We start from the raw sequence: 18,863 nt of genomic DNA, 5'->3' as shown, positions 1-18,863 counted from the left end.
AACGGGGTCCCCGCGCGGCCCGCCCGCGTGGGGCAGCGGACGCGAGCCCGGCGCGATTCATCGCGCCGAGTGGGGAGTGAGCTGCGCCGGCTCTGCCGACGCGGCGAGAGGGGCGCATCGCCCCTCTATCAGAAGAACGGGGTCCCCGCGCGGCCCGCCCGCGTGGGGCAGCGGACGCGAGCCCGGCGCGATTCATCGCGCCGAGTGGGGAGTGCGCTGCGCCGGCTCTGCCGACGCGGCGAGAGGGGCGCATCGCCCCTCTGTGAGAAGAACGGGGTCCCCGCGCGGCGCGGCCGCGTGGGGCGGGTCTACAGCCCCGCTATTGGCACTCCGATCACGTCGAGGAGCGGGCCAATCAGCTGCGCCGCGCTCACATCCGCGCCGGTGGTTCGGCGGGGCAGCGTGGGACGCCCGGCCACCTCGTCGAGGATGACCAGTGCACCGGGAGTGTCGAGGTCATCGTCGATGCAGGTCATGAAATCGTCGTAGACCGCCTGCGCGTCGGTGGCGGTGAACATGGCCTCGCTGCCCAGAGCTGTTTGATAGCTGAGCCATCGCGCCTGCGCGCGATCGAGCTCGGCCTCGTCGTACTCCCACGCCACGCGATGGTGGTGGGCGCAGAGCAGCAGCCGAATCACCGCCGCGGGGACGCGGTCGAGAAGGTCGCGGACGAACACCAGATTGCCGAGCGACTTGCTCATCTTCTCGCCCTGGTAGCCCACCATGGCCACGTGCACCCAGTGGCGCACATACGAACGCACACCACCCGCCACGGCCTGGGCGATCTCGGACTCGTGGTGGGGGAAGATGAGGTCGTCGCCGCCACCGTGGATGTCGACCGGGAGAGGCAGCTCGGCGGCCGCCATCACCGTGCACTCGATGTGCCAGCCGGGGCGGCCCGAGCTCCACGGCGACGGCCAGCGTGGCTCGTCCGGCAGAGACGGCTGCCAGAGAACGAAGTCGAGTGGATCGCGCTTGCGCGCGTCGTCGGGATCACCGCCGCGCTCGCGCGACAGCGCCACCATGCTCACAGTATCGAGGCCGCTGAATGCTCCGTACCGCGGGAAGCGCGCCACATCGAAGTACACCCAACCCTGCACCTCGTAGGCAGAACCTCGTGCGATGAGACGGTTGATCCAGTCCACCATCTCAGGAACCCGGTTGGTTGCGCGCGGAGCCGCATCGACGTCGAGCAGGCCGAGGTCCGCCATGTCGCGATCGAAGCGCAGCGTCTCGCGATCACCCAGCACGCGATAGTCGATTCCGCGCTCACGGGCAACGCGCAGGATGTCGTCATCGACGTCGGTCACGTTGCGGACGCTGCGCACGTCGACGCCGTCGGCCCAGAGGCGGCGGGCGATGACGTCGAAGGTGTGGTACGTGAAGGCATGGCCGAGATGGCCGCCGGCGTACGGCGTGAGGCCGCACACGTACATCCCGACGCGACCGTCGCGCGGGGTCAGCGTGGCGAGCGCTTCGGTCGCGGTGTCGAAGAGTTGCACGTGGTTCGATTGTAGGGACGCGGCGGTGGCTGCCCGTCAGTGCTGCAGAGCGGGGAGCGCGGTTCGAGCCGCGGACAGCGCCGTGCGGGTGTCTTTGAAGCTGGCGCGCGCGCCAGCCTCGTCAATGCTCAGCCATTCCACCTCGTCGATCTCGCCGGCCTGCGGTCTGATCTCCGTGTGCGCCGGTGCGGTGATGAGGAAATGCTCCACCAACTTGAACGTCAGCCTCCCGGCACGGCGATAGGCGTACTCCGACGCCGGCAACCTGCTCACCACTGTCAGTGACTCGACCGCCACGCCGCACTCCTCTGAAATCTCGCGCAGCGCGGCCTGTTCCGCGCTTTCTCCGGCCTCGACATGGCCCTTGGGAAGGCCCCAGTAGCGCCTGGCGCGCACCATGCACACCTCCCAGCCATTCACCGATGGACGTGCGAGCACACCACCTGCAGAGATCTCATCGGGACGACGTCGCGGCATGAGCGCAGCGTAGCCGCGCGGCGGGTCGGGCCAAACCCCGATGCTATGATCCGCTCTCCGCGGCCCCGTGGTGTAGCCTGGCCTAACACGCCACCCTGTCAAGGTGGAGATCGTCGGTTCAAATCCGATCGGGGTCGCCACCTTGACAGGATTTGAGGGGAGGACTCTCGCCTCGCCTGCGGTGAGGCGAAGGCCCCTGCGGCGCTACGGCCACTCCGGAGCCACCAGGAGGCGGCGCAGGCGATCGAGCCGTTCCTCGTCGAGGCCGATTTCCGCCAGGTAATGGGCGGCGCCACCGTGGTCAGACTCGATGCGCTCCACCGTCGCCACCATGGCCTCGCGGCGCACGGTGAACAGGCGCTCGGCACGCACCGCGTCCATGCCTCGCTCTACGGCGCTTACCCTGTCGCGCGCCAGCATGTCGGCGAGCTGCACCCCGCTGAGCGCGTAGTCGTCGGCGATCGCGTCGACACCGACGCCGGCGAGCAGCAGTGCGAGCGCGACCACGACGCCGGTGCGGTCCTTGCCGGCGTGACAGTGCACGAGGACCGGCGCAGACGTCGCGTCGGCGATCGCTGCCATCGCTGCCTTGATGCCGACGCCGAGGTCGCGCAGCCACCAGCAGTAGACGTCGGTAGCGGTTGTCAGGCCGCTCGGGAACTCATCGTCGTCGTTGAAGATCGGCGCGTTGACGCACTGCATCTTTCCGACGCTGACAAGAAGGTTGGGCCGCTCCTGCCGCTCCGACGCGGTGCGCAGGTCGACAACCGTGGTGACGCCCGCCCCCGCCAGAGCGCGCGCGGCGGTCTCATCCATCTGGTGCGGTGAATCACTGCGCAGCAGCCGACCGAACCGAGTCTCTCCACCCGCCTCGATGGGCAACCCGCCGAGGTCACGGAGGTTGAGGAGTCCGTCGACATGGAGCGCGTCGGACTGTCCTGTGACCACGCTCCTACCCTACCCGACCGGTGGCGATTCACGACTTGCACTCCTGCGCTGCTGTCGGATCAGCCCGCCGGCTCAGCGCCCCGGCCGCGGCCGAGGTGGGGCGTCAGCATCGCCACCCGCCGCCATGCGCTTCTCAGGCTCGTCAGCTCGTCGGACCGCGCGCTCGGCGACGAGTAGAAGGTGCGATCACTGATCGTCGCGATGTCGCGCAACGCATCGGCGAGGCGCACCGGCCATAGAGGTCTCTTTGCGGCCGGATGGACGCCACCTGACGCGCGTGAGTCAGTGGGCAGGGCGGCGGTAAGACGGTCGACGTACTCGTCGAACGTGAGCGCCCGGTCACGTCGCACCCCCAGCAACCGACCGATGATGCCGACCCGCCGCCACACGCCGCGAACATTGCGCGGTCTCAGGAACCACGTTGCGAATAGCGCGGTCACCAGGATCATCGAGCCCGCGACTGCCCCCAGGCCCACCAGCAGCCCGCGCCCGCCGCTCCATCGCGGCGTGTTGGGGCCGTTCGGCGTCGTGACGTCGCGGGGTGCGGGCTTCGGGCTCGGCGCCGCCACGGGGCCACCGCTGCTGGGCACTGACCTGGTCGTACCGATCGGCCCTCGGGTGAACGGCTGATAGGCGCCGGCGATGGACGAGGGAGTGGGCTCGAAAGGGATCCAGCCGTAGCCGGGAAAGTACGCCTCGACCCAGGTGTGCGCGTCGTTGCTGGTCACGGTCCAGGCGGAGTCCGGGTTGGTCCTGCGCGCGGCCGCGTTGGGGGTGGTCCCGGGCCCGTAGCCGTTGACGAGTCGCGACGGGATGCCGACGGCGCGGAGCATCGCGCCCATGGCCGTCGCGAAGTACTGGCAGTAGCCGCTGTGGCTGCTGGTCAGGAAGTAGGTGACCGGCCACTCCCTGACCGTGCTCGGCGGCTGCGGCGGTTTGAGCGTGTAGTGAAAGAGCTTGGGGTCGCGCAACGCGCTCTCGACGGCGGCGGCCTTGTCATATGGGGTGGCTGCCGTCCGTGTCCACTGCCGGGCTAGCGCGCCGATGACGCCGGGGCCGCCGGTGCCGTCGTCGATCAGGCCGAGGAAGTCGCGGGTGATGAACGAGGGATACGACGTTCCGGCCTGGCGCAGCTGTGCCTCGGTCGCCGTCGATTGCGTCGCGGTGGTGGTGAACGCGGTACCCATGACTTGGCGCAACGCCCGGACCGTGTCGATGGTGAGCAGCTGACCGTTGGTTGTCTCCGGCCCGGTGAGGCCGCTGACCCGGGCCGCCAGCGTGGTGCTGTCAGGTTCGCCGGCGAAGGGGAGGACGTTGGTGTCCGTGGTGTCGTCGACCATCTTCACCGCGACCGACACGCTCTCTTGTTGCCCTCCCACGCCGCCCACCGCCGGCCGCCGGTCGCGGGAGATGGGCCCGGGCAGCGCGATCTCCTGGGTGTCGTCGCCATTGCCGTTGGCGCTCTCCGCGGGCAGCCAGTTGCCGCCGTCGAACACGCTGTCCGTGGCCATCCGCAGGTACACGCCCGTGGAGAGGCTGGGGAGGTAGGTGAGCACGAGCGTGCTGGACAGAGTCAGGCCGCCGCCCGGGATGGTGGCCGCGTTGAAGCGAACCGTGGCGCCGCCCAACCCGCCGCCTGACCCCGACGAGCCGCTGTGACCCTTGGCCGCCCCGCTGCCGGTACCGAACAGACGGCCAGAGATGTCCGAGCTGCTCAGTGGCGGCGCCAGCAGCGCGAGAAGAACGATGAGCACGCCCGCTGCGGCCGCGGCCGCAGCGAAACGGCCGTTGGTGCCCGGCAGCACGCTGACGCGACGCTGCCGCCAGCTGTCGCTGAGTCGGTCGAGATGAACGGCTGCGATCAGCATGATCGCTGTCGCCGCGGCCAGGGACGCCGGAAGGGTGGCGTTGCTGGTGGAGGGCGAGTTGATGACGTTGACGGCAATAACCACCCAGCACGGCCCGGTGGCGGTCGCGCCGCGCTTCTCCCGAACCGCGAACCAGGCACCCCAGGCTCCGCACACCCAGAGAAGAGCTCCCAGCGCGACGTTGAACTCCCACTGCGCATTGCCGAGCAGGCCGGTCAGCGCCGCACTCGCGTACTGGCCGACCAGATGGCCAAAGCCTTCGGCCGCGCCGGCGGTCGGGCGGAGGCCGGCGTTGGTGGGTAGCAGGCTGATGAACAGGAACACGGGGGCGGCGGTGAGCGCGACCAGACGCGGAACCCGGGTCCGCGCCAGCGCCACGCCCTCGAGCGCCCCGGCGACTCCAACGAGGACCACGCTGGGGACGCCGTCGCTCCAGCCGCCGGCCAGCACCGCCCAGCCGGTGGCGGCGACGAGGAGCGCCGTCAGCAGTGCGGTCGCCGGGCGGCGCGGCGACAGGGGCCGGACGCCGATCGAAGCGGAGGCGACACCCATGGCTCAGTCGCCGGCGGCGCGCGCCCTCTCGCCGCTGCCGAGGACGTCGCCACGGCGCACCAGCCACCAGTCCAGAGCCAGCCGCCAGGCCGCCGGGATGCGCATCGGCGGGCCGGCGGCGCCGAACGACGATGTCTCAAGGAGCACTGCGAGGTGGCGCTGCCCACGCGTCCCGGAGTCGACGAGAGCCTCGACCCAGGCCGGGTCGCGGTCGCCGCTCACCACCACCATCCCGCCCCGTCCGCGCCAGCCCTCTCCGTGCCTGCTCACGACGTGCGCGAGAGGCGCTGTCCCGTTGTCCCGCGCGGTGGCCAGGTAGTCGAGAAGCCGCATGCGCTGCGCCTCTCCCCGGCCGGCCCCGAAGGCGCGCATCTCGGCGTCGTTGGTGATCAATCCCACGGCCTGGCCGCGGCGCGCGACCGCGTTGACGATCGACGCCGCGATGGACACCGCGTACTCCAGGGACGACTCCGGAGCCTGGCCTGAGTGGACACCGGCGCGGAGGTCGAGGATCACCAGCAGGTCGGCGCTGTAGCGCGTGTCGTAGGTGCGGCTCATCAGCCGCCCGGTCCGCGCGGTCGATGCCCAGTGGATGCGGCTCATGCCGTCGCTGGAGTCGTAATCACGCACCGACGACACCTCGGGCGGGACGTCGACCGCCTTGCCGCGGCGCATGTCGCCGGCCCCGTCACCGCTCCACAGCGGGCCTATGTCCTCGAGCGGGTGCAGCGCCGGGTAGACGGTCACCTCGCTGCGCGCGGCCAGGCGCACCGTCCTGCTGAAGAGGCCGAAGGGGTCGCCGATGCGTGCCTCCACGGGGCCGAAACGATGGCGGCCCCGCGCGGTGAAGTGACCGCGCGCCGTCCATGAGACGCTGTCACCGGCACCCAGCGCGCACGCCCTGCCGGCGGCGTAGCCGGGGATCTCGCTGCGGTCGTGGACCTCGCAATACGGCACCCACAGAAGGCTGCGGTTGTGGATGGTGAAGTGCTCGCTGAACGGTTCACCGACCGAGTAGGAGCCCTCCGGCGAGGTGCGATCCACGCTGATGCGCCGCGCGATCGCGCGCGTCCAGATGAACGCCAGGATGAGCAACGCGACCAGCACGTACGTCAGCGTGTAGGCGAGGTGGATTCCCGTGATGCCGGCGAAGAAGCTGAGCGCCGCGATCCCGGCGAGCAGGGGAACCCGCGAGCTCACGACCCCTCGCCGGCCATCAGCTGTCGCTCTGCGGGCACCACCTCGCTGGCGAGCACGTCATCGATCACCTGTGCGGAGGTGATGCCGCGCAGTTCGGCGTTGGCACGGAGGACGATGCGATGACCGAGCACGCGGTGGGCGAGCTCCTTGATGTCGTCCGGGGTGACGTAGTCGCGGCCCTTAGCGGCGGCGCGCGCCTGCGCGGCGTGGAGTAGCCCGAGGCTGCCGCGCGGCGAGGCGCCGAGCGCCACGTCGGTGCTCTCGCGCGTGCGCTGCACGATGCGCACGCAGTACTCCTTGAGGGAGTGGTGGCAGAACACGCCCTGCAGCTCGTGGCGGCACGACTCGATCTCGGCGGCGTCGGTGACCGCGGCCAGCTCGTCGAGCGGCGACTCGCGCTGGAAGCGGTCGAGCATGGCCACCTCGTCGGACAGCGCGAGGTAGCCCAGGTTGACCTTGACGAGGAAGCGGTCCACCTGCGCTTCGGGCAGTGGGAAGGTGCCACCCAGCTCGATGGGGTTCTGGGTGGCCAGGACGATGAACGGCGAGGGCAGCGGGTGGGTGACCCCGTCGACGGTGACCTGGCCCTCCTCCATCGCCTCGAGCAGCGCGGACTGCGTTTTGGGGGTGGCCCGGTTGATCTCGTCGGCGAGAAGCACTTGGGCGAAGATCGGCCCCTTGCGGAACTCGAACTCGGTGGTCTTCATGTTGAACACGGAGACGCCGGTGACGTCGCCGGGGAGCAGGTCGGGGGTGAACTGGAGGCGCTCGAAGTTGCAGCCGGTGGCCCTGGCCATGGCCTTGGCGAGCATGGTCTTGCCCACGCCGGGGACGTCCTCGATCAGGACGTGGCCGCCGCAGAGGAGGGCGAGCACGCAGAGCTCGACCTCCTGGTCCTTGCCCACGATGACGGTGCCGACGCTTGAGACGAGGCGGCGGACCACACCTTGGACGAGACCCATGACAGCTCCCCTGAGACGCCAGAACCAAGCACCGCTGAGTATACGGACGGCTCAGTTGGTTCGATTGTCCCGAACTGGTGTAGAGTTCACGGAAACGTGACAAGCGCACCAAAGGTGGTGTATACAGTGGGCCAGGAGAACTTGGGGGGGGCGAACCCCTTGGAGCCATGGCGGGCTCTGATTTCAGGAGGGATGTGAATGGCCGCGATGCAAGAACAGATTCTGACCACCGGTGAGGCCGCTGCACTGTGCGGGGTCTCGAGGTCCACGCTGCGCCGCGCCGTGGCCCAGGGCCACCTCCAGGCCTGGCACACGCCCGGAAAGCATCTCCGCTTCGCCCGCTCCGCCTGCCTCGAGTTCGCCCGCTCGCTGGGCAGGGTCGACCTGGTCGGGATCGCCTACGGCCGGGACGTGGCTGGCACCCCGACCGCGAACCGCGTCGGCGAGAACGTCCCCCGCTGACCGCGTCAGCGACGCCGGGAGAACAGTCCGCCGATTGAACCGCCGACTAGCGCGAGCATGTCGCCGCTGATCAGGTTGCCCATGCTCATGGGGCCGAGGTCGACAAGCGTATGTGTGCCGCTGGCCAGTGAGCTGTGCACGATCTGGGCTTCCTGGGCGAGCTGGAAGATGGCGCCCACGGCGATGAAACCGGCGCCGACGACCACCCCCTGGTAGAGGCCGAAGCGGCCCGCCAGGCGGGCCGCCAGATAGCCGCCGAAGAACACTGCCAGGAAGGTGGAGACACCGACGATCCCACCGTCCGCGGTGCGGAAGCCGGCGCTGCCGAAGGCGGCGTTGGTGATGCCCAACGCGAGGTTGCTCACCAGGAAGAGCAGCACCTCTCCCGCGAACAGCCCGATCAGACACGACGACCACGAGACCTGGCCGCGTTCAGCCGCCACCACGGCCGCTCCGGCGCGCGGTGGCCGGGGGCGCGCCGGCCGTGCGGTGCGGGCGCGCGCGGGGGCGCGGCGCTGCTTGGCCTTGGACATCGCCACGAGTATAGGAGTCACCGAGCCGGCACCTGCCTCCTCCAGCGCAGAGCCGCGCTACGCGGTTCTTGCCCCCTCCGGCGCCTGGTTGGTGTGGCAAGCGTAGAACTTCTTGATCTCGTTGAGGTTGAGCGTCGATCCGACAGGGTCGAACCAGTCCCAGGCCAGGGCGTCGAACTTCTCCTTCTGGGCGGAGTCCGGTACGGCGATGAACTTCGCGTACGGGACCGTGCCGCCGGCATCGGGCGGCAGGGTCAGGAACCAGGACTGCAGTGTCTGCAGGTCGGCTGTGCACCCGCTGGGGCAGTTGAAGGTGACCACGATGTAGCCGTGCTCGAGGTTGTGCACCCAGTACTCGGGCGTCAGCTTGGTGTTCGTGGACGGGTAGATGCCCGGCTTGAGCGGTGCCGCGCCGCCGCCGAGGCTGTAATGGCAGCCGCTGGTCGGCGGGTTGTGCATGTAGGTGATCTTGGTGCCCTCGACCACGTGGTAGTGGGGCATCTCGTCGACTGGCTGACCGACCGGCGGCGTGTTGGTGTTCGGCGGTGACGGCGAGTAGGCGCTCTGGCCGTTGGTGTCACACGTGCTGTTGCCGACGAAATTCACCGTGACGCCGTTGGTCTGGGGGGGGTCGCACGCGGTGAGCAGGCCGAGAACCACGAGCAGGAGGACAGGGAGGCGACGCATCCGGGGACTGTAGCAGGGGTCAAATGTCGCGCCGCCCTGTCCCGATCGCGGTGTAGGGTGCGCCGATGCGGCTCATCGGACTGACCGGCGGAATTGCAACGGGGAAGTCGACTGTGGCCGCGCTGCTGGCCGACCGCGGTGCCGCGGTGATCGACGCCGACGCCATCGCTCATGAGGTGCTCCTGCCCGGAGCGGCCGCCTTCGATGACGTGGTGCGGCGTTTCGGCGCCGCGGTGCTCGACCCGGGCGGCGCCATTGACAGGGCTGCGCTTGGTGGCATCGCGTTCGCGGACCCTGAGCTGCGCGGCGAGCTCGAACGAATCACCCACCCGAGGATCAACGCGTTGATGCAGGAGCGTATCCTCGCGGCCCTGCAGTCGGACGCACCGCTGGTGGCGGCCGACATCCCACTGCTGTTCGAGCGCGACGGCGAGAATGCGTTCGAGGGCACCATGCTGGTGTACGCGCCGGCCGCCACCCAGCTGCTGCGCATCCGCGAGCGCAATGGCCTCGACGACACCGCCGCGCAGCGCCGCCTGGTCGCGCAACTGCCCATCGAAGAGAAGCGAGGACGGGCCACCTGGGTGATCGACAACCAGGGCAGCCGCGAGGCCACCACCGCCCAGGTGGATGACTGGTGGCGCGAGGTGGTCGAAGCCACCTGACGCGCGGCTACGCACTGCCGGCGCTCATGCCGTCGAGGAGCAGCGAGAGAAGCTGCTGCTCGTCGCGCGCGTACGCGTCCTGGTCAGTTCGAGGCAGGCTGCCGATCACGTAGCCGGTGAGAACCATCTCGGCGACGCCGAGCACGACGTAGGTGGCCAGCTTGGCGTCGAGGTCGGCGCGGACCTCGCCGTTGTCACGACCCTGCGCGATGATCCGCTCGATGGGGTCGAAGGCAACCAGCACGGCGGTGATGTCGTGTGACTCCAGGAACTCGTATGAGCGGGTGATCTCGTTGATCATCACGGCCATGAGGTCCGGCTCCTGACGGTAGGTCTCCACCCAGAAATGGATGAGCCGGCCCATGCGCTCGCGAAATGAGAGCGGCATCCGCGCCACCTCCTCCAGGTAGGCCACGTACTGGGCCCAGCGCTCCGCGAAGATGGCGGTGAGGATCTCCTCTTTGTTGCGGAAGTGATGGTAGACGAGCCCGTACGCGATACCAGCGCGCTCGGCGATGTCGGCGACGCGCGTGCCGTGCACACCGCGGCGCGCGAACACCTCGGTGGCGGCCTCGATGATCCGCTCACGGGTACGAGCACTTCGCCGCGTCGGCCGCGCCGCCGGGCGGGAGCTCACGCGGTCACGCGGTCGTTGACCAGCTGCGCCCACTCGGCATCGCCGACGCCGATCTCGGCGAGCAGGGCGCGGCTGTGGGCGCCGTACCCGGGAGCGGGGCCGGTGGGGGCGTGCGCCTGCGCACCGACCCGGAAGGGGAACCACACCGGCGACCCGTCCACTTCCTGGGCGCGATGGCGCACCTGCGGATCTTCGAGCAGCTCGGCGATGGTGAGCACCGGCTCGAAGCAGGCGTCCTCAACCCCGAGCCGCTCGCGCCACTGCGCGCGCGTCGCGCCCCGGAACACGCCCTCCAAGCGCTCGACTGCGTGGTCTGCCTCTGTCCCCGTGGCGAAGGCGCTGTCGCGCAGGTCCTCGACGCCCAGCAGCGCGCACAGGCGCGCCCAGAACTTCGGCTCCAGGGCCGCTACCGTGATCCACCCATCCGCGCAGCGGTACACGTGGTAGCAGGGGTGGGCACCGTTGAGCAGCATCGCCGACGGTCCCGCAGTGCTTCCCGACTGCGCAGCGGCGATGTGTGGGGACATCCAGCTGAGCATGCCATCGAGCATCGACACGTCGCAGTGGCTGCCGGTGCCGGTCTGTTCGGCGCGGCGCAGCGCCGCGAGCATCGCGATGACGGCGCTCTGCGCACCACCCCCGAGGTCGGCCATCTGCACGCCGGGGATGGCCGGCGCCGCGTCAGGGGCACCGCTGATCGAGAGCACCCCCCCGCGAGCCAGGTAGTTGAGGTCGTGACCCGCGCGCAAACGATCCGGCCCATCCTGTCCAAAACCGGAGATGCTGCAGATCACCAGCCGAGGGTTGCGCGCGTGCAGAGCCGCGGCCCCCAGCCCGAGGCGGTCCATCACCCCAGGGCGGAAGCTCTCGAGCACGACGTGGGATCTCGCCACCAGGTCGAGGAAGAGCTCGCGGCCGCGCGCCGACTTGAGGTCCAGCCGCAGCGACCGCTTGTCACGGTTGATGGCGGTGAACATCGCTGCGGTGCCGTCCTGCAGCGGAGGCATCCAGCGCATGTAGTCGCCGCCGTCGAGGTCTTCTACCTTGATCACCTCAGCGCCGAGGCCGGCGAGGATCATGGTGGCGAACGGCCCCGGCAGGAGACGGCTCAGGTCGAGGACGCGCACGCCGGTCAGGGGCATCGGACAAGCGAGTGTAGTGAAGCGGTGGCTCGGCCGATTCCCCGCTGTGGTAGATTCGAACTCCAGTCGCATGGTGAGCAACGCCGACGTCCTCCGGACGCTGGAGCGGATCGCCGACCTCTGCGAGATCCGCGGTGGGAACGCGTTCAAGCTGCGGGATGAGTACGGTCTGTTCCGCATTGATGACGGTGTACGCGTCGACGGCGAAACTGAGCACGATGTCCATGCGGCTTTGGGGTTACCCTGATCCCACCGCAACGCCGCGAGGACCCGGCCGAGATCGACACCGTCGCGCTGATCCCGGTCGCAACGGAGGTGTGAGCATGGACGAGCTGGTGATCAAGGTCCCCTCGCCCTTCAGCGGGGTGGACGATGTCGGCTTCAGCGCACGCTACCCGGCGCAGGCGTGGAACGAGCGCCTGCGCGACGTGCCCTTCATCGTCGAGGGTCCACCGCGACCGATGCGCCGGCTCGTCGAGCGGCTCAGCCTCTTCACCGCCAAGGACTCCCTGATCACGCTGCGGGGAGACGACGAGGCCTACAGCTGGACGGCGCCGGTCCAGCTCACCGACGAGGTGTGCGTGCTGGCCTTTCGTGACCACAGCCTCCGCGAGGTGAATGGCGACGACGACGCCCAGGCCGGCCGCCAGTACATCTGGAACCTGGTCCGCCCTCTCGCCTTCACCTTCCTGCGCGACTGCGTGCGCCTGGGCGGCCTGCGTCTCGCGGACAGCATCGCCGTGGTCCTCGACGTCGGCCATCCCCCGCTGGTGGGTCTCGAGCTGAAGCGCACCGCGATCAGCGCGGAGAACGGAACGCTGTTGCTCGCCGCCTGAGCCTGGCCTGGACTAGGGCGTTTTCGTCGGCGACGGCGTCGGCGTGGCCGGCGGCAGTGTGTTGAAGACGGACGTCGGCGTGGGCGTTGGCACCGGCGTTGGCGTGGGCACGGGCGTTGGGGTGGGTGCGGGCGTCGGGCCGCCCGGGGACACCGAGACAGTCGGTGTGGCCGGCGGACGAGCCGGCGCCGTCGGGCAGTTGGCCAGCGCCGGATTGAACGCGGTCGGGGTCGGCGCGGGGACCAGTGCGGTGGGCGACGGCGTGGCCGAGGCACTGGCACTGGCGCTGGCGCTGCCTTTGGGAGACGGAGACGGCGTCGCGGTCGCGGACGGCGTGGGCGTGACCACGTAGGGGGTGTACGAGGGGCACGGCGGCAGTGGCGGGACCGGCGGCTGATGGGAGCCCGTGACCACCAGGGAGATGGCCACCGCGACGGCGCCGACGAGCACGGTGAGGACGAAGGTGATCGCGCCCCACTCCCTGCGGAAGATGGTCATCGGGCGCCCACCTCCACGGCGGCGCGCAGGGCGACGGCCAGGGTGGGGTCGTCCATGGCGAGCCGCGCGTTGGTTGCCAGCCAGCCGGCGGGCGTGCCGACGTCGAGGAGCTCACCGGTGAACTCGACGCCGTGCACCGCGCCGGCGTCGAGCAGGGTCGCGATGCCGTCGGTCAGCTGGATCTCACCGCCCGCGCCAGGCTGGGTGCTGCGCAGCGCCTCGAAGATGTTGGGCGTCAGCACGTACCGGCCCATGATGGCCAGGTCGCTGGGTGCGTCCTCGGCCTTGGGCTTCTCCACCACCGCGCTCACCCGGTGGATGCGCCCGTGGGACTCGACGACGGCGGCGCACCCGTAGCGGGAGATCTGGTCGCGGGGAACGCGCATCAGCGCCAGGATCGGCGTCTGGTGCTCGCGGTAGGCGTCGACCAGCTGGCGCAGCACCGGGTCCGGGCCGTAGGAGAGGTCGTCCGGGAGCATGCACAGGAAGGGCCGGTCGCCGACAGCGTCTGCGGCACAGAGGACCGCGTGGCCGAGGCCGAGCGGCTCGTCCTGGCGGACCCAGGTGAACGACGCCATGTGATCGCTGGCGCGCACGGCCTCGAGCTCGTCCAGCTTGCCGCGCTTCTGGAGCAACGCCTCCAACTCGGGCTGGACGCTGAAGTGCTCCTGGATCAGCTCCTTGCCCTCGCTGATCACCACGACGATCTCGCCGGCTCCCGCCGCCACCGCCTCCTCGACGCCCCACTGGATCACGGGTCGGTCGAGAACAGGCAGCAACTCCTTGGGGAGAGCCTTGGTGGCGGGAAGGAATCGCGTCCCCAGGCCGGCGGCTGGGATGACGCAATGGCGGAGATCCACGGCGGCGCATTGTCGCCCGTCGGCCGCTTGCTGTGCTCTCTGACGAGCAGTTCGGCGGTGCCCACTACACTGGCGCCTCCTTGACAATCTCGACGGAGGCAGCGGTGCCGGACGCGCAGTTGGTGGCCAGCGCGGTGAGCGCTGAGCTCGCCGCCGCCCTCGACAGAGCGGTTGCCGCGGGAGCGCTGCCACGGTCCGAGGTGCGCACCGACATCGTCGTCGAGAAGCCCAATGACCCGAGCCACGGCGACGTCGCCACCAACCTGGCGATGCGCCTGGCCAAGGTGCTGGGACTGGCCCCCCGTGGGATCGCCGAGCTGCTGCGCGAACACCTCGGCGGCGGCGAGATCATCGAGTCTGCCGAGGTGGCCGGCCCCGGCTTCATCAACATGCGGCTGGCGCCGGCGTGGCTCGCGGCGCAGCTCGGCGGGATCATCAGCGCTGGGGAGCGGTGGGGAGACGCGTCGCTCGGCGAAGGCGCAGGCCGGTCCGTGCAGATCGAGTTCGTCAGCGCCAACCCGACCGGGCCGGTGACGCTCGGCGCCACCCGCGGCGCCGCCGTCGGCGACGCGCTCGCCAACGTGCTCGCCGCCGCCGGCCACCGTGTCGAGCGCGAGTACTACGTCAACGACGCGGGCAGCCGCATGCGCACCTTCGCGGTCAACTGCGCATGGTTCTACCGGCGCCTCTGCGGGATCGACGACCCCCCGCCAGCCGAGCCGTACCCGGCGGCTGAGCACGCCGCCGAGCTCCTCTTCGCCGAGCACGGCGACGGGCTTCGCGACGTGTCCGCAGACGCGTTCGGCGAGAAGGCGCTCGCCGCGCAACTTGCCGAGATCCGCCAGGACCTGGAGCACCTCGGCGTGCACTTCGACGGCTGGTTCCATGAACAGGGGCTGTTCGACAGTGGAGCCGTGGATCGCATGCTGCAGCGCCTGAAGGAGACGGGGTGCGTGGTCGAGCGCGACGGCGCAGTGTGGTTCGAGGCCACCCAGCTGGGAAGCGAGAAGGACGAGGTGCTGATCCGCAGCAACGGGTTGCCCACGTACTTCATGACCGACATCGCCTATCACCTCGATAAGCTCGAGCAGCGCGCGTTCGACCGCGCCGTCGACGTCGTCGGCGCCGACCATGCCGGACACCTGCCGCGCATGTTCGCAGCGCTGCGCGTGCTCGGCATCGACGACACGCGCCTGCGCATCGTGGTCACCCAGCTGATCACCGTCGCCGGCACCAAGATGAAGAAGGCCTCAGGCCACTATGTGACGCTGCGCGAGATCCTCGATCAGGTGGGCGGCGACGCCATCCGCTACTTCCTGATCAGCCGCGCCTCGGGCTCGACCATCGATTTCGACCTCGACCTCGCCACCAAGGAGGGCAACGAGAACCCGGTGTACTACGTGAAGATGGCGCACGCGCGCTGCGCCGGAGTCTTCCGCCAGGCAGAGCTCGACGGGGTGCCTCTCGAGAACCCCGATCTCAACCTTCTCGGCCGCGACGAGTCAGCGCTCATCCAGCTGCTCCTCGACCTTCCCGAGGTCGTGCGTAGCGTTGCCCACGACCTCGAGCCGCACCGGCTCACCTTCTACGCACACAGCGTCGCCGCGGCGTGGCACCGCTACTACCACGACCACCGCATCGTCGACGCCGGCGCACCCGCGCTCAGCACCGCGCGCCTCCACCTCGCTGCAGCGGTGCGGGTGACTCTGGCTCGCGCGCTCGCTCTCATGGGGATCGCCGCGCCCGACCGGATGTAGCACCGAGCGCCCCTATACTTCGCAAGCCCCGCCCCGTTCGTCTAGAGGCCCAGGACACCGCCCTCTCAAGGCGGAGATCATCGGTTCGAATCCGATACGGGGTACCAAGTTTTGAATACAAAACCGGGCCAGCGCGGCGGCTGACGGACATCCTGACCGGCGAAATGTTGCCCAAATGTTGCCCAAATCCGCGATACTGGGCAACATGACGCGGGAGCACGCGGCACCGTCGGCGTGAGCCGAATCCACCGCCGTTCGGCGGGGGCCTGGGAGGTCATCCTCGAACGAGGCCGGGACCCGCGCACGGGCAGGCGTCTGCGCCGCACGTTCACTATCCGTGGCACCAAGAAGGAAGCCGAGCGCGAGGCTGCTGTTCAGCTGAGTGCGATGACGCGGGGTACCTACGTCGACCCCAGCAAGGAGACGGTGGGTCAGTTCCTCGAGCGTTGGCTCCGCGACTATGTCGAGCCTTCGCTGGCGTTGCGGACGCGATTGCGCTATCGGGACATTGTCGAGCACGACCTCATCCCCCACCTCGGCAATATCCCTCTCCAGAACCTTCGTCCGACCCACGTGATCGCGGCCGAGCAGGCGTTGCGCGTCGGTGGCAACCGGAAGACGGGCGGTTCATTGGCGCCCGCAACGGTGAGGAAGATCCACAACGTCCTGCACAGAGCGATGGGCCACGCCGTGGCGTGGCAGGCGATTTCGCTGAATCCGGTGGACGCCGTTGACCGACCGACCATCCCGGCGGCAACGCCGCGCACGCTCACCGCTGAGCAAGCGCGCACGCTGCTGAACGTCCTCGAAGACCATCCCTTCGGATTGCCGCTTCGCACCGCGCTGCTCTGCGGCCTACGGCTCAGCGAGTTGCTCGCGTTGCGCTGGTGCGATGTGGAAGGGAGCGGTGGGCGCCTGCTGATCCTGCAGACACTCGATTCACGCCACGACGGTGTGGTCCGCTTCAAGGCGACGAAGACGCATCGGTCGGCTCGGCCGGTGTCTGTGCCACCGCAGCTCCTGATCGCGTTGCATGAGCACCGCGCAGCCCAGGCCCAGCAACGCCTGGTTGCGGGTGCACTCTGGGACGACCTCGACCTGGTGTTCGCCACCGACTACGGACGGCCGCTGACGTCCGGTTGGGTGCGCAAGTCCTTCTATCGGCTCCTCGACGACTCGCGCTTGCCGCGCCTGCCATTGCACGGGCTCCGGCACACCATGGCCACGCTTATGTTGGCGGCGGGCGAGCATCCCAAAGTGGTGAGCGAGCGTCTCGGCCACAGCAACCCGAGTTTTACGCTCACGGTCTACGGCCACGTGGTGCCCGGGATGCACGAGGAGGCATCTCGGCGGCTCGAGGAGTCGCTGGCGACAGCTGACCTTTCTGAGAGCTGAATCCATGGGCATGCAAGGTGACTGGCTTCGCCAGTTCGAGTAGCAACCTTGAGCGCTGCCAACGCGACACGATACGGATGGCCAGCCGGTGAGTCAGAGATCGTTGCGGACCTCGGGGCGGCGGTCATCGCCGTGCGCCTTGCCCTCCTACATACACCCAGTACCCGGTGTGCTCCGCCGGAGACGCCCCAGCCGGCGGTGTGGAGCACGGCGCATGTAGTGCCGCTCAGCTTGCCCCGTTGTCGACGATCGCCACTGAGACGGCCGATGCGTCAGGCTCGGGAGCCCTGAGCGGAGGACCCGGGCCGGAGACGGAGCGTCACCTCCTCGCAACAAATGCGGCCGCGGGTCCTAGTGTCGGCCTACACCGGAGTCGGGGTCCCGGACGAACCCTGCCATATCCGACACGAAGGCCCGGCTGCGAGGGGCCATCTTCATTGCAATGCTGGCAGTCTCGGCCGTCGGCGACTGCCACTGATGGCTGCGCCACTCAAGCGCATCATTGATTACGCGTCGCCAGTGCGGAAAGTCCTTCTTCGCCTGTTCGGCTGCTTTTAGCTTCGATAAATCCGCATCAGACTTCACTGTGTACAAGGCGCGGCATGCAGATAGGACCGCGTAGGCCTGAGACGCCAAGGACGACTGCTGGGTAACCGGCTTCATGTACTCCGTCAGGTATCGCCCCACGGCGGCTACGTACTCCTCTCGTGGGATCTCAGGAATCAGGGTTTCGACGGCGGGGCCGTATGATGAGGGCACAAACCTCGAATAGGCGGGTGCACCGACATTGAGACGCCTGATGATCGCCGCAACTGCAAGCACGCTGCTGCTCGGTGTGGTGACTGCGACGATGCAGCCCGCCGCAGCGAACAACGAGCCGGCATCAGCGAGCGCAGGGCGGGCCGTCCACGCGGCTGTACCTGCGGAGCCGAGCGGCGTGCCTGTTCCAGCGCCGTATCCAGGTGCCGGCGATGGTGTGGTTGTTCCGGTGCCGGCACCCGTCACGAGCAGCGGGACAGCTCCGGCGGCCAGCTGCTCGCCGTACGTCGACGGCGACTATGCGCACCCGTCGTCAGGGGACGTTTCGGCTCACGGCTGGTGGTATCAGGGGACCTGTCCAAATACGAAGACTACGGTGACGGTCGAACTGCAGGAGTACTTCTCGGACGGTGTCTGGCGATACAAAGGCTCCCCCGGATCGGCATACGTTTATCCGGGCGGCGGCTCAGGCAACCGTGCTGTCGCACGTCGCGCGTGTGAAGGAACGACCTACGCGGCTTGGCGCAGCTTGGTATTTGTGTCTATTGGCAGAGGTGCGTCAGCCTTCACGAAAGCCCAGAATCTGTATTGCTCGGTGCCTTACGGATCCCCGTGAGATCCTCGGTTTCCCGTTGGGACATGCACATATCGGTGCGAGGACGACCCAGCAAGTCCTGCCTCTGTTATGCGCTTCGATGACTGCACCGAATCGACTCAGCGCCTCTATGGTTCGGATCGTGGGTTCTTGAACCAAAATCCAGCAACGGTAGTAGGGCTCGGAGCCTGGTGTGACCTTGAATCGGGTCCAAATGGCGGCAGTGGGACGTCATTCAAAGTGCGCGAGTTTGCACTGCTGTCCGACGGGCGTGAAGTTTCGCTCTTGGACGACCGAGGGTGGACGACTTCTGCGCCGCTGGGCGAGACAGCAGGTAGGCACGCAACGCCGATGTCGATCGCACACGTTGTGCGCAACGTTTACAACGTGGTGCTGCCTGACAATGCCGAGGAGACAGGCGAAGAGCATGAGTGGCAGCGCTTTGCGCAGCGATTGCGCGAAGCCGAGGTTGCGGTTACTCCGGACGAGCTTCGAGCATTACCGTACCGCGTCAGCTTGAGCGACCGC

At 68.8% G+C, this 18,863-nt stretch carries 19 protein-coding genes, 2 tRNA genes and 1 pseudogene; 9 read left to right on the top strand and 13 right to left on the bottom strand.

What is annotated here, in order from left to right; all coding sequences use genetic code 11:
* Positions 1–308: 308 nt before the first annotated feature.
* Both JF886_RS11115 and JF886_RS11110 read right to left on the bottom strand, forming a co-directional pair.
* The gene (locus tag JF886_RS11115; protein ID WP_337312440.1) at positions 309–1,502 is read right to left on the bottom strand and encodes a cysteine--tRNA ligase; all 1,194 of its coding nucleotides are present in this window, start codon (positions 1,500–1,502) and stop codon (positions 309–311) included.
* A 36-nt stretch (positions 1,503–1,538) separates the two neighbouring features.
* The gene (locus JF886_RS11110) at positions 1,539–1,979 is read right to left on the bottom strand and encodes an NUDIX hydrolase (RefSeq protein WP_337312438.1); all 441 of its coding nucleotides are present in this window, start codon (positions 1,977–1,979) and stop codon (positions 1,539–1,541) included.
* A gap of 61 nt (positions 1,980–2,040) precedes the next feature.
* Here JF886_RS11110 and JF886_RS11105 point away from each other — a divergent pair.
* A tRNA-Asp gene (locus JF886_RS11105) sits at positions 2,041–2,119 on the top strand.
* Between the two features lie 64 nt (positions 2,120–2,183).
* On the opposite strand, the gene JF886_RS11100 is transcribed toward JF886_RS11105, so the two are convergent.
* Genes JF886_RS11100 through JF886_RS11085 form a run of 4 tightly spaced genes read right to left on the bottom strand, consistent with a single transcriptional unit; the run spans position 2,184 to position 7,509 of the window.
* Positions 2,184–2,927 carry a tyrosine-protein phosphatase gene (locus JF886_RS11100; RefSeq protein ID WP_337312436.1) on the bottom strand — a complete coding sequence of 248 codons (744 nt, stop codon included), beginning with the start codon at positions 2,925–2,927 and terminating at the stop codon, positions 2,184–2,186.
* A gap of 59 nt (positions 2,928–2,986) precedes the next feature.
* On the bottom strand, positions 2,987–5,347 hold the full coding sequence (locus JF886_RS11095) for a transglutaminase-like domain-containing protein (RefSeq protein ID WP_337312434.1): 2,361 nt from the start codon (positions 5,345–5,347) through the stop codon (positions 2,987–2,989).
* A 3-nt stretch (positions 5,348–5,350) separates the two neighbouring features.
* Positions 5,351–6,547 (bottom strand): DUF58 domain-containing protein, encoded by a 1,197-nt coding sequence (locus tag JF886_RS11090; RefSeq protein ID WP_337312432.1) that lies wholly within the window; start codon positions 6,545–6,547, stop codon positions 5,351–5,353.
* Positions 6,544–7,509: an AAA family ATPase gene (locus tag JF886_RS11085; RefSeq protein ID WP_337312430.1), complete on the bottom strand. Its 966-nt coding sequence runs from the start codon at positions 7,507–7,509 to the stop codon at positions 6,544–6,546. The genes JF886_RS11090 and JF886_RS11085 overlap by 4 nt, the downstream gene beginning before the upstream one ends.
* A gap of 198 nt (positions 7,510–7,707) precedes the next feature.
* Between JF886_RS11085 and JF886_RS11080 the strand changes: the two genes are divergently transcribed.
* Positions 7,708–7,971 carry an excisionase family DNA-binding protein gene (locus JF886_RS11080; protein ID WP_337312428.1) on the top strand — a complete coding sequence of 88 codons (264 nt, stop codon included), beginning with the start codon at positions 7,708–7,710 and terminating at the stop codon, positions 7,969–7,971.
* A 5-nt stretch (positions 7,972–7,976) separates the two neighbouring features.
* Here the strand turns inward: JF886_RS11080 and JF886_RS11075 are convergent, their stop codons facing one another.
* A complete protein-coding gene (locus tag JF886_RS11075) occupies positions 7,977–8,504 on the bottom strand; it encodes a hypothetical protein (protein ID WP_337312427.1) in 528 nt (175 codons plus the stop codon).
* A gap of 57 nt (positions 8,505–8,561) precedes the next feature.
* Complete coding sequence (locus tag JF886_RS11070) at positions 8,562–9,191, bottom strand: DUF3105 domain-containing protein (RefSeq protein WP_337312425.1); 630 nt, start codon at positions 9,189–9,191, stop codon at positions 8,562–8,564.
* Positions 9,192–9,256: 65 nt separating this feature from the next.
* Between JF886_RS11070 and coaE the strand changes: the two genes are divergently transcribed.
* Complete coding sequence (gene coaE, locus JF886_RS11065) at positions 9,257–9,856, top strand: dephospho-CoA kinase (RefSeq protein WP_337312423.1); 600 nt, start codon at positions 9,257–9,259, stop codon at positions 9,854–9,856.
* 7 nt (positions 9,857–9,863) lie between these two features.
* Here the strand turns inward: coaE and JF886_RS11060 are convergent, their stop codons facing one another.
* Positions 9,864–10,493 carry a TetR/AcrR family transcriptional regulator gene (locus JF886_RS11060; RefSeq protein ID WP_337312421.1) on the bottom strand — a complete coding sequence of 210 codons (630 nt, stop codon included), beginning with the start codon at positions 10,491–10,493 and terminating at the stop codon, positions 9,864–9,866.
* Entirely contained in the window at positions 10,490–11,635 is a 1,146-nt protein-coding gene (locus JF886_RS11055) for a CaiB/BaiF CoA transferase family protein (RefSeq protein ID WP_337312420.1), read from the bottom strand. The genes JF886_RS11060 and JF886_RS11055 overlap by 4 nt, the downstream gene beginning before the upstream one ends.
* Positions 11,636–11,708: 73 nt before the next feature.
* Here JF886_RS11055 and JF886_RS11050 point away from each other — a divergent pair, with 73 nt between their 5' ends.
* Positions 11,709–11,882, top strand: coding sequence for a hypothetical protein (locus JF886_RS11050; RefSeq protein WP_337312418.1), 174 nt, complete (start codon positions 11,709–11,711; stop codon positions 11,880–11,882).
* A 76-nt stretch (positions 11,883–11,958) separates the two neighbouring features.
* Positions 11,959–12,471 carry a hypothetical protein gene (locus tag JF886_RS11045; protein ID WP_337312416.1) on the top strand — a complete coding sequence of 171 codons (513 nt, stop codon included), beginning with the start codon at positions 11,959–11,961 and terminating at the stop codon, positions 12,469–12,471.
* A gap of 12 nt (positions 12,472–12,483) precedes the next feature.
* Here JF886_RS11045 and JF886_RS11040 read toward each other — a convergent pair whose 3' ends face one another.
* Positions 12,484–12,969: a hypothetical protein gene (locus JF886_RS11040; protein ID WP_337312415.1), complete on the bottom strand. Its 486-nt coding sequence runs from the start codon at positions 12,967–12,969 to the stop codon at positions 12,484–12,486.
* Positions 12,966–13,829, bottom strand: a complete 864-nt coding sequence (locus tag JF886_RS11035) for a UTP--glucose-1-phosphate uridylyltransferase (RefSeq protein WP_337312413.1) — start codon at positions 13,827–13,829, stop codon at positions 12,966–12,968. Before JF886_RS11035 ends, JF886_RS11040 begins: the two co-directional genes overlap by 4 nt.
* Positions 13,830–13,909: 80 nt before the next feature.
* Between JF886_RS11035 and argS the strand changes: the two genes are divergently transcribed.
* The 3 genes from argS to JF886_RS11020 all read left to right on the top strand — a co-directional run bounded on the left by argS (position 13,910) and on the right by JF886_RS11020 (position 16,981).
* Positions 13,910–15,586, top strand: coding sequence for an arginine--tRNA ligase (gene argS / locus JF886_RS11030; RefSeq protein WP_337312411.1), 1,677 nt, complete (start codon positions 13,910–13,912; stop codon positions 15,584–15,586).
* A 30-nt stretch (positions 15,587–15,616) separates the two neighbouring features.
* Positions 15,617–15,693: transfer RNA gene (locus tag JF886_RS11025), tRNA-Glu, on the top strand.
* A 127-nt stretch (positions 15,694–15,820) separates the two neighbouring features.
* Positions 15,821–16,981 (top strand): tyrosine-type recombinase/integrase, encoded by a 1,161-nt coding sequence (locus JF886_RS11020; RefSeq protein WP_337312409.1) that lies wholly within the window; start codon positions 15,821–15,823, stop codon positions 16,979–16,981.
* A gap of 351 nt (positions 16,982–17,332) precedes the next feature.
* Here JF886_RS11020 and JF886_RS11015 read toward each other — a convergent pair whose 3' ends face one another.
* Positions 17,333–17,854, bottom strand: a complete 522-nt coding sequence (locus JF886_RS11015) for an aminoglycoside adenylyltransferase domain-containing protein (protein WP_337312407.1) — start codon at positions 17,852–17,854, stop codon at positions 17,333–17,335.
* 721 nt (positions 17,855–18,575) lie between these two features.
* Here JF886_RS11015 and JF886_RS11010 point away from each other — a divergent pair.
* Positions 18,576–18,863, top strand: a pseudogene (locus JF886_RS11010) (hypothetical protein); the annotation flags it as partial.

Origin of the sequence: Candidatus Aeolococcus gillhamiae, from assembly GCF_016464765.1 — a bacterium.
GTDB lineage: Bacteria > Chloroflexota > Dormibacteria > Aeolococcales > Aeolococcaceae > Aeolococcus > Aeolococcus gillhamiae.
The sequence above is the reverse complement of the archived record's forward strand: the minus strand, read 5'-3'. Positions and strand labels throughout refer to the sequence as shown.

What these genes read in the sequence shown, in the direction of transcription:
- JF886_RS11110 (WP_337312438.1), bottom strand. Translation starts at nt 1,979, where the DNA reads ATGCCGCGACGTCGTCCCGATGAGATCTCTGCAGGTGGTGTGCTCGCA.
- JF886_RS11095 (WP_337312434.1), bottom strand. Translation starts at nt 5,347, where the DNA reads ATGGGTGTCGCCTCCGCTTCGATCGGCGTCCGGCCCCTGTCGCCGCGC.
- JF886_RS11085 (WP_337312430.1), bottom strand. Translation starts at nt 7,509, where the DNA reads ATGGGTCTCGTCCAAGGTGTGGTCCGCCGCCTCGTCTCAAGCGTCGGC.
- JF886_RS11080 (WP_337312428.1), top strand. Translation starts at nt 7,708, where the DNA reads ATGGCCGCGATGCAAGAACAGATTCTGACCACCGGTGAGGCCGCTGCA.
- JF886_RS11075 (WP_337312427.1), bottom strand. Translation starts at nt 8,504, where the DNA reads ATGTCCAAGGCCAAGCAGCGCCGCGCCCCCGCGCGCGCCCGCACCGCA.
- JF886_RS11070 (WP_337312425.1), bottom strand. Translation starts at nt 9,191, where the DNA reads ATGCGTCGCCTCCCTGTCCTCCTGCTCGTGGTTCTCGGCCTGCTCACC.
- coaE (WP_337312423.1), top strand. Translation starts at nt 9,257, where the DNA reads ATGCGGCTCATCGGACTGACCGGCGGAATTGCAACGGGGAAGTCGACT.
- JF886_RS11055 (WP_337312420.1), bottom strand. Translation starts at nt 11,635, where the DNA reads ATGCCCCTGACCGGCGTGCGCGTCCTCGACCTGAGCCGTCTCCTGCCG.
- JF886_RS11045 (WP_337312416.1), top strand. Translation starts at nt 11,959, where the DNA reads ATGGACGAGCTGGTGATCAAGGTCCCCTCGCCCTTCAGCGGGGTGGAC.
- JF886_RS11040 (WP_337312415.1), bottom strand. Translation starts at nt 12,969, where the DNA reads ATGACCATCTTCCGCAGGGAGTGGGGCGCGATCACCTTCGTCCTCACC.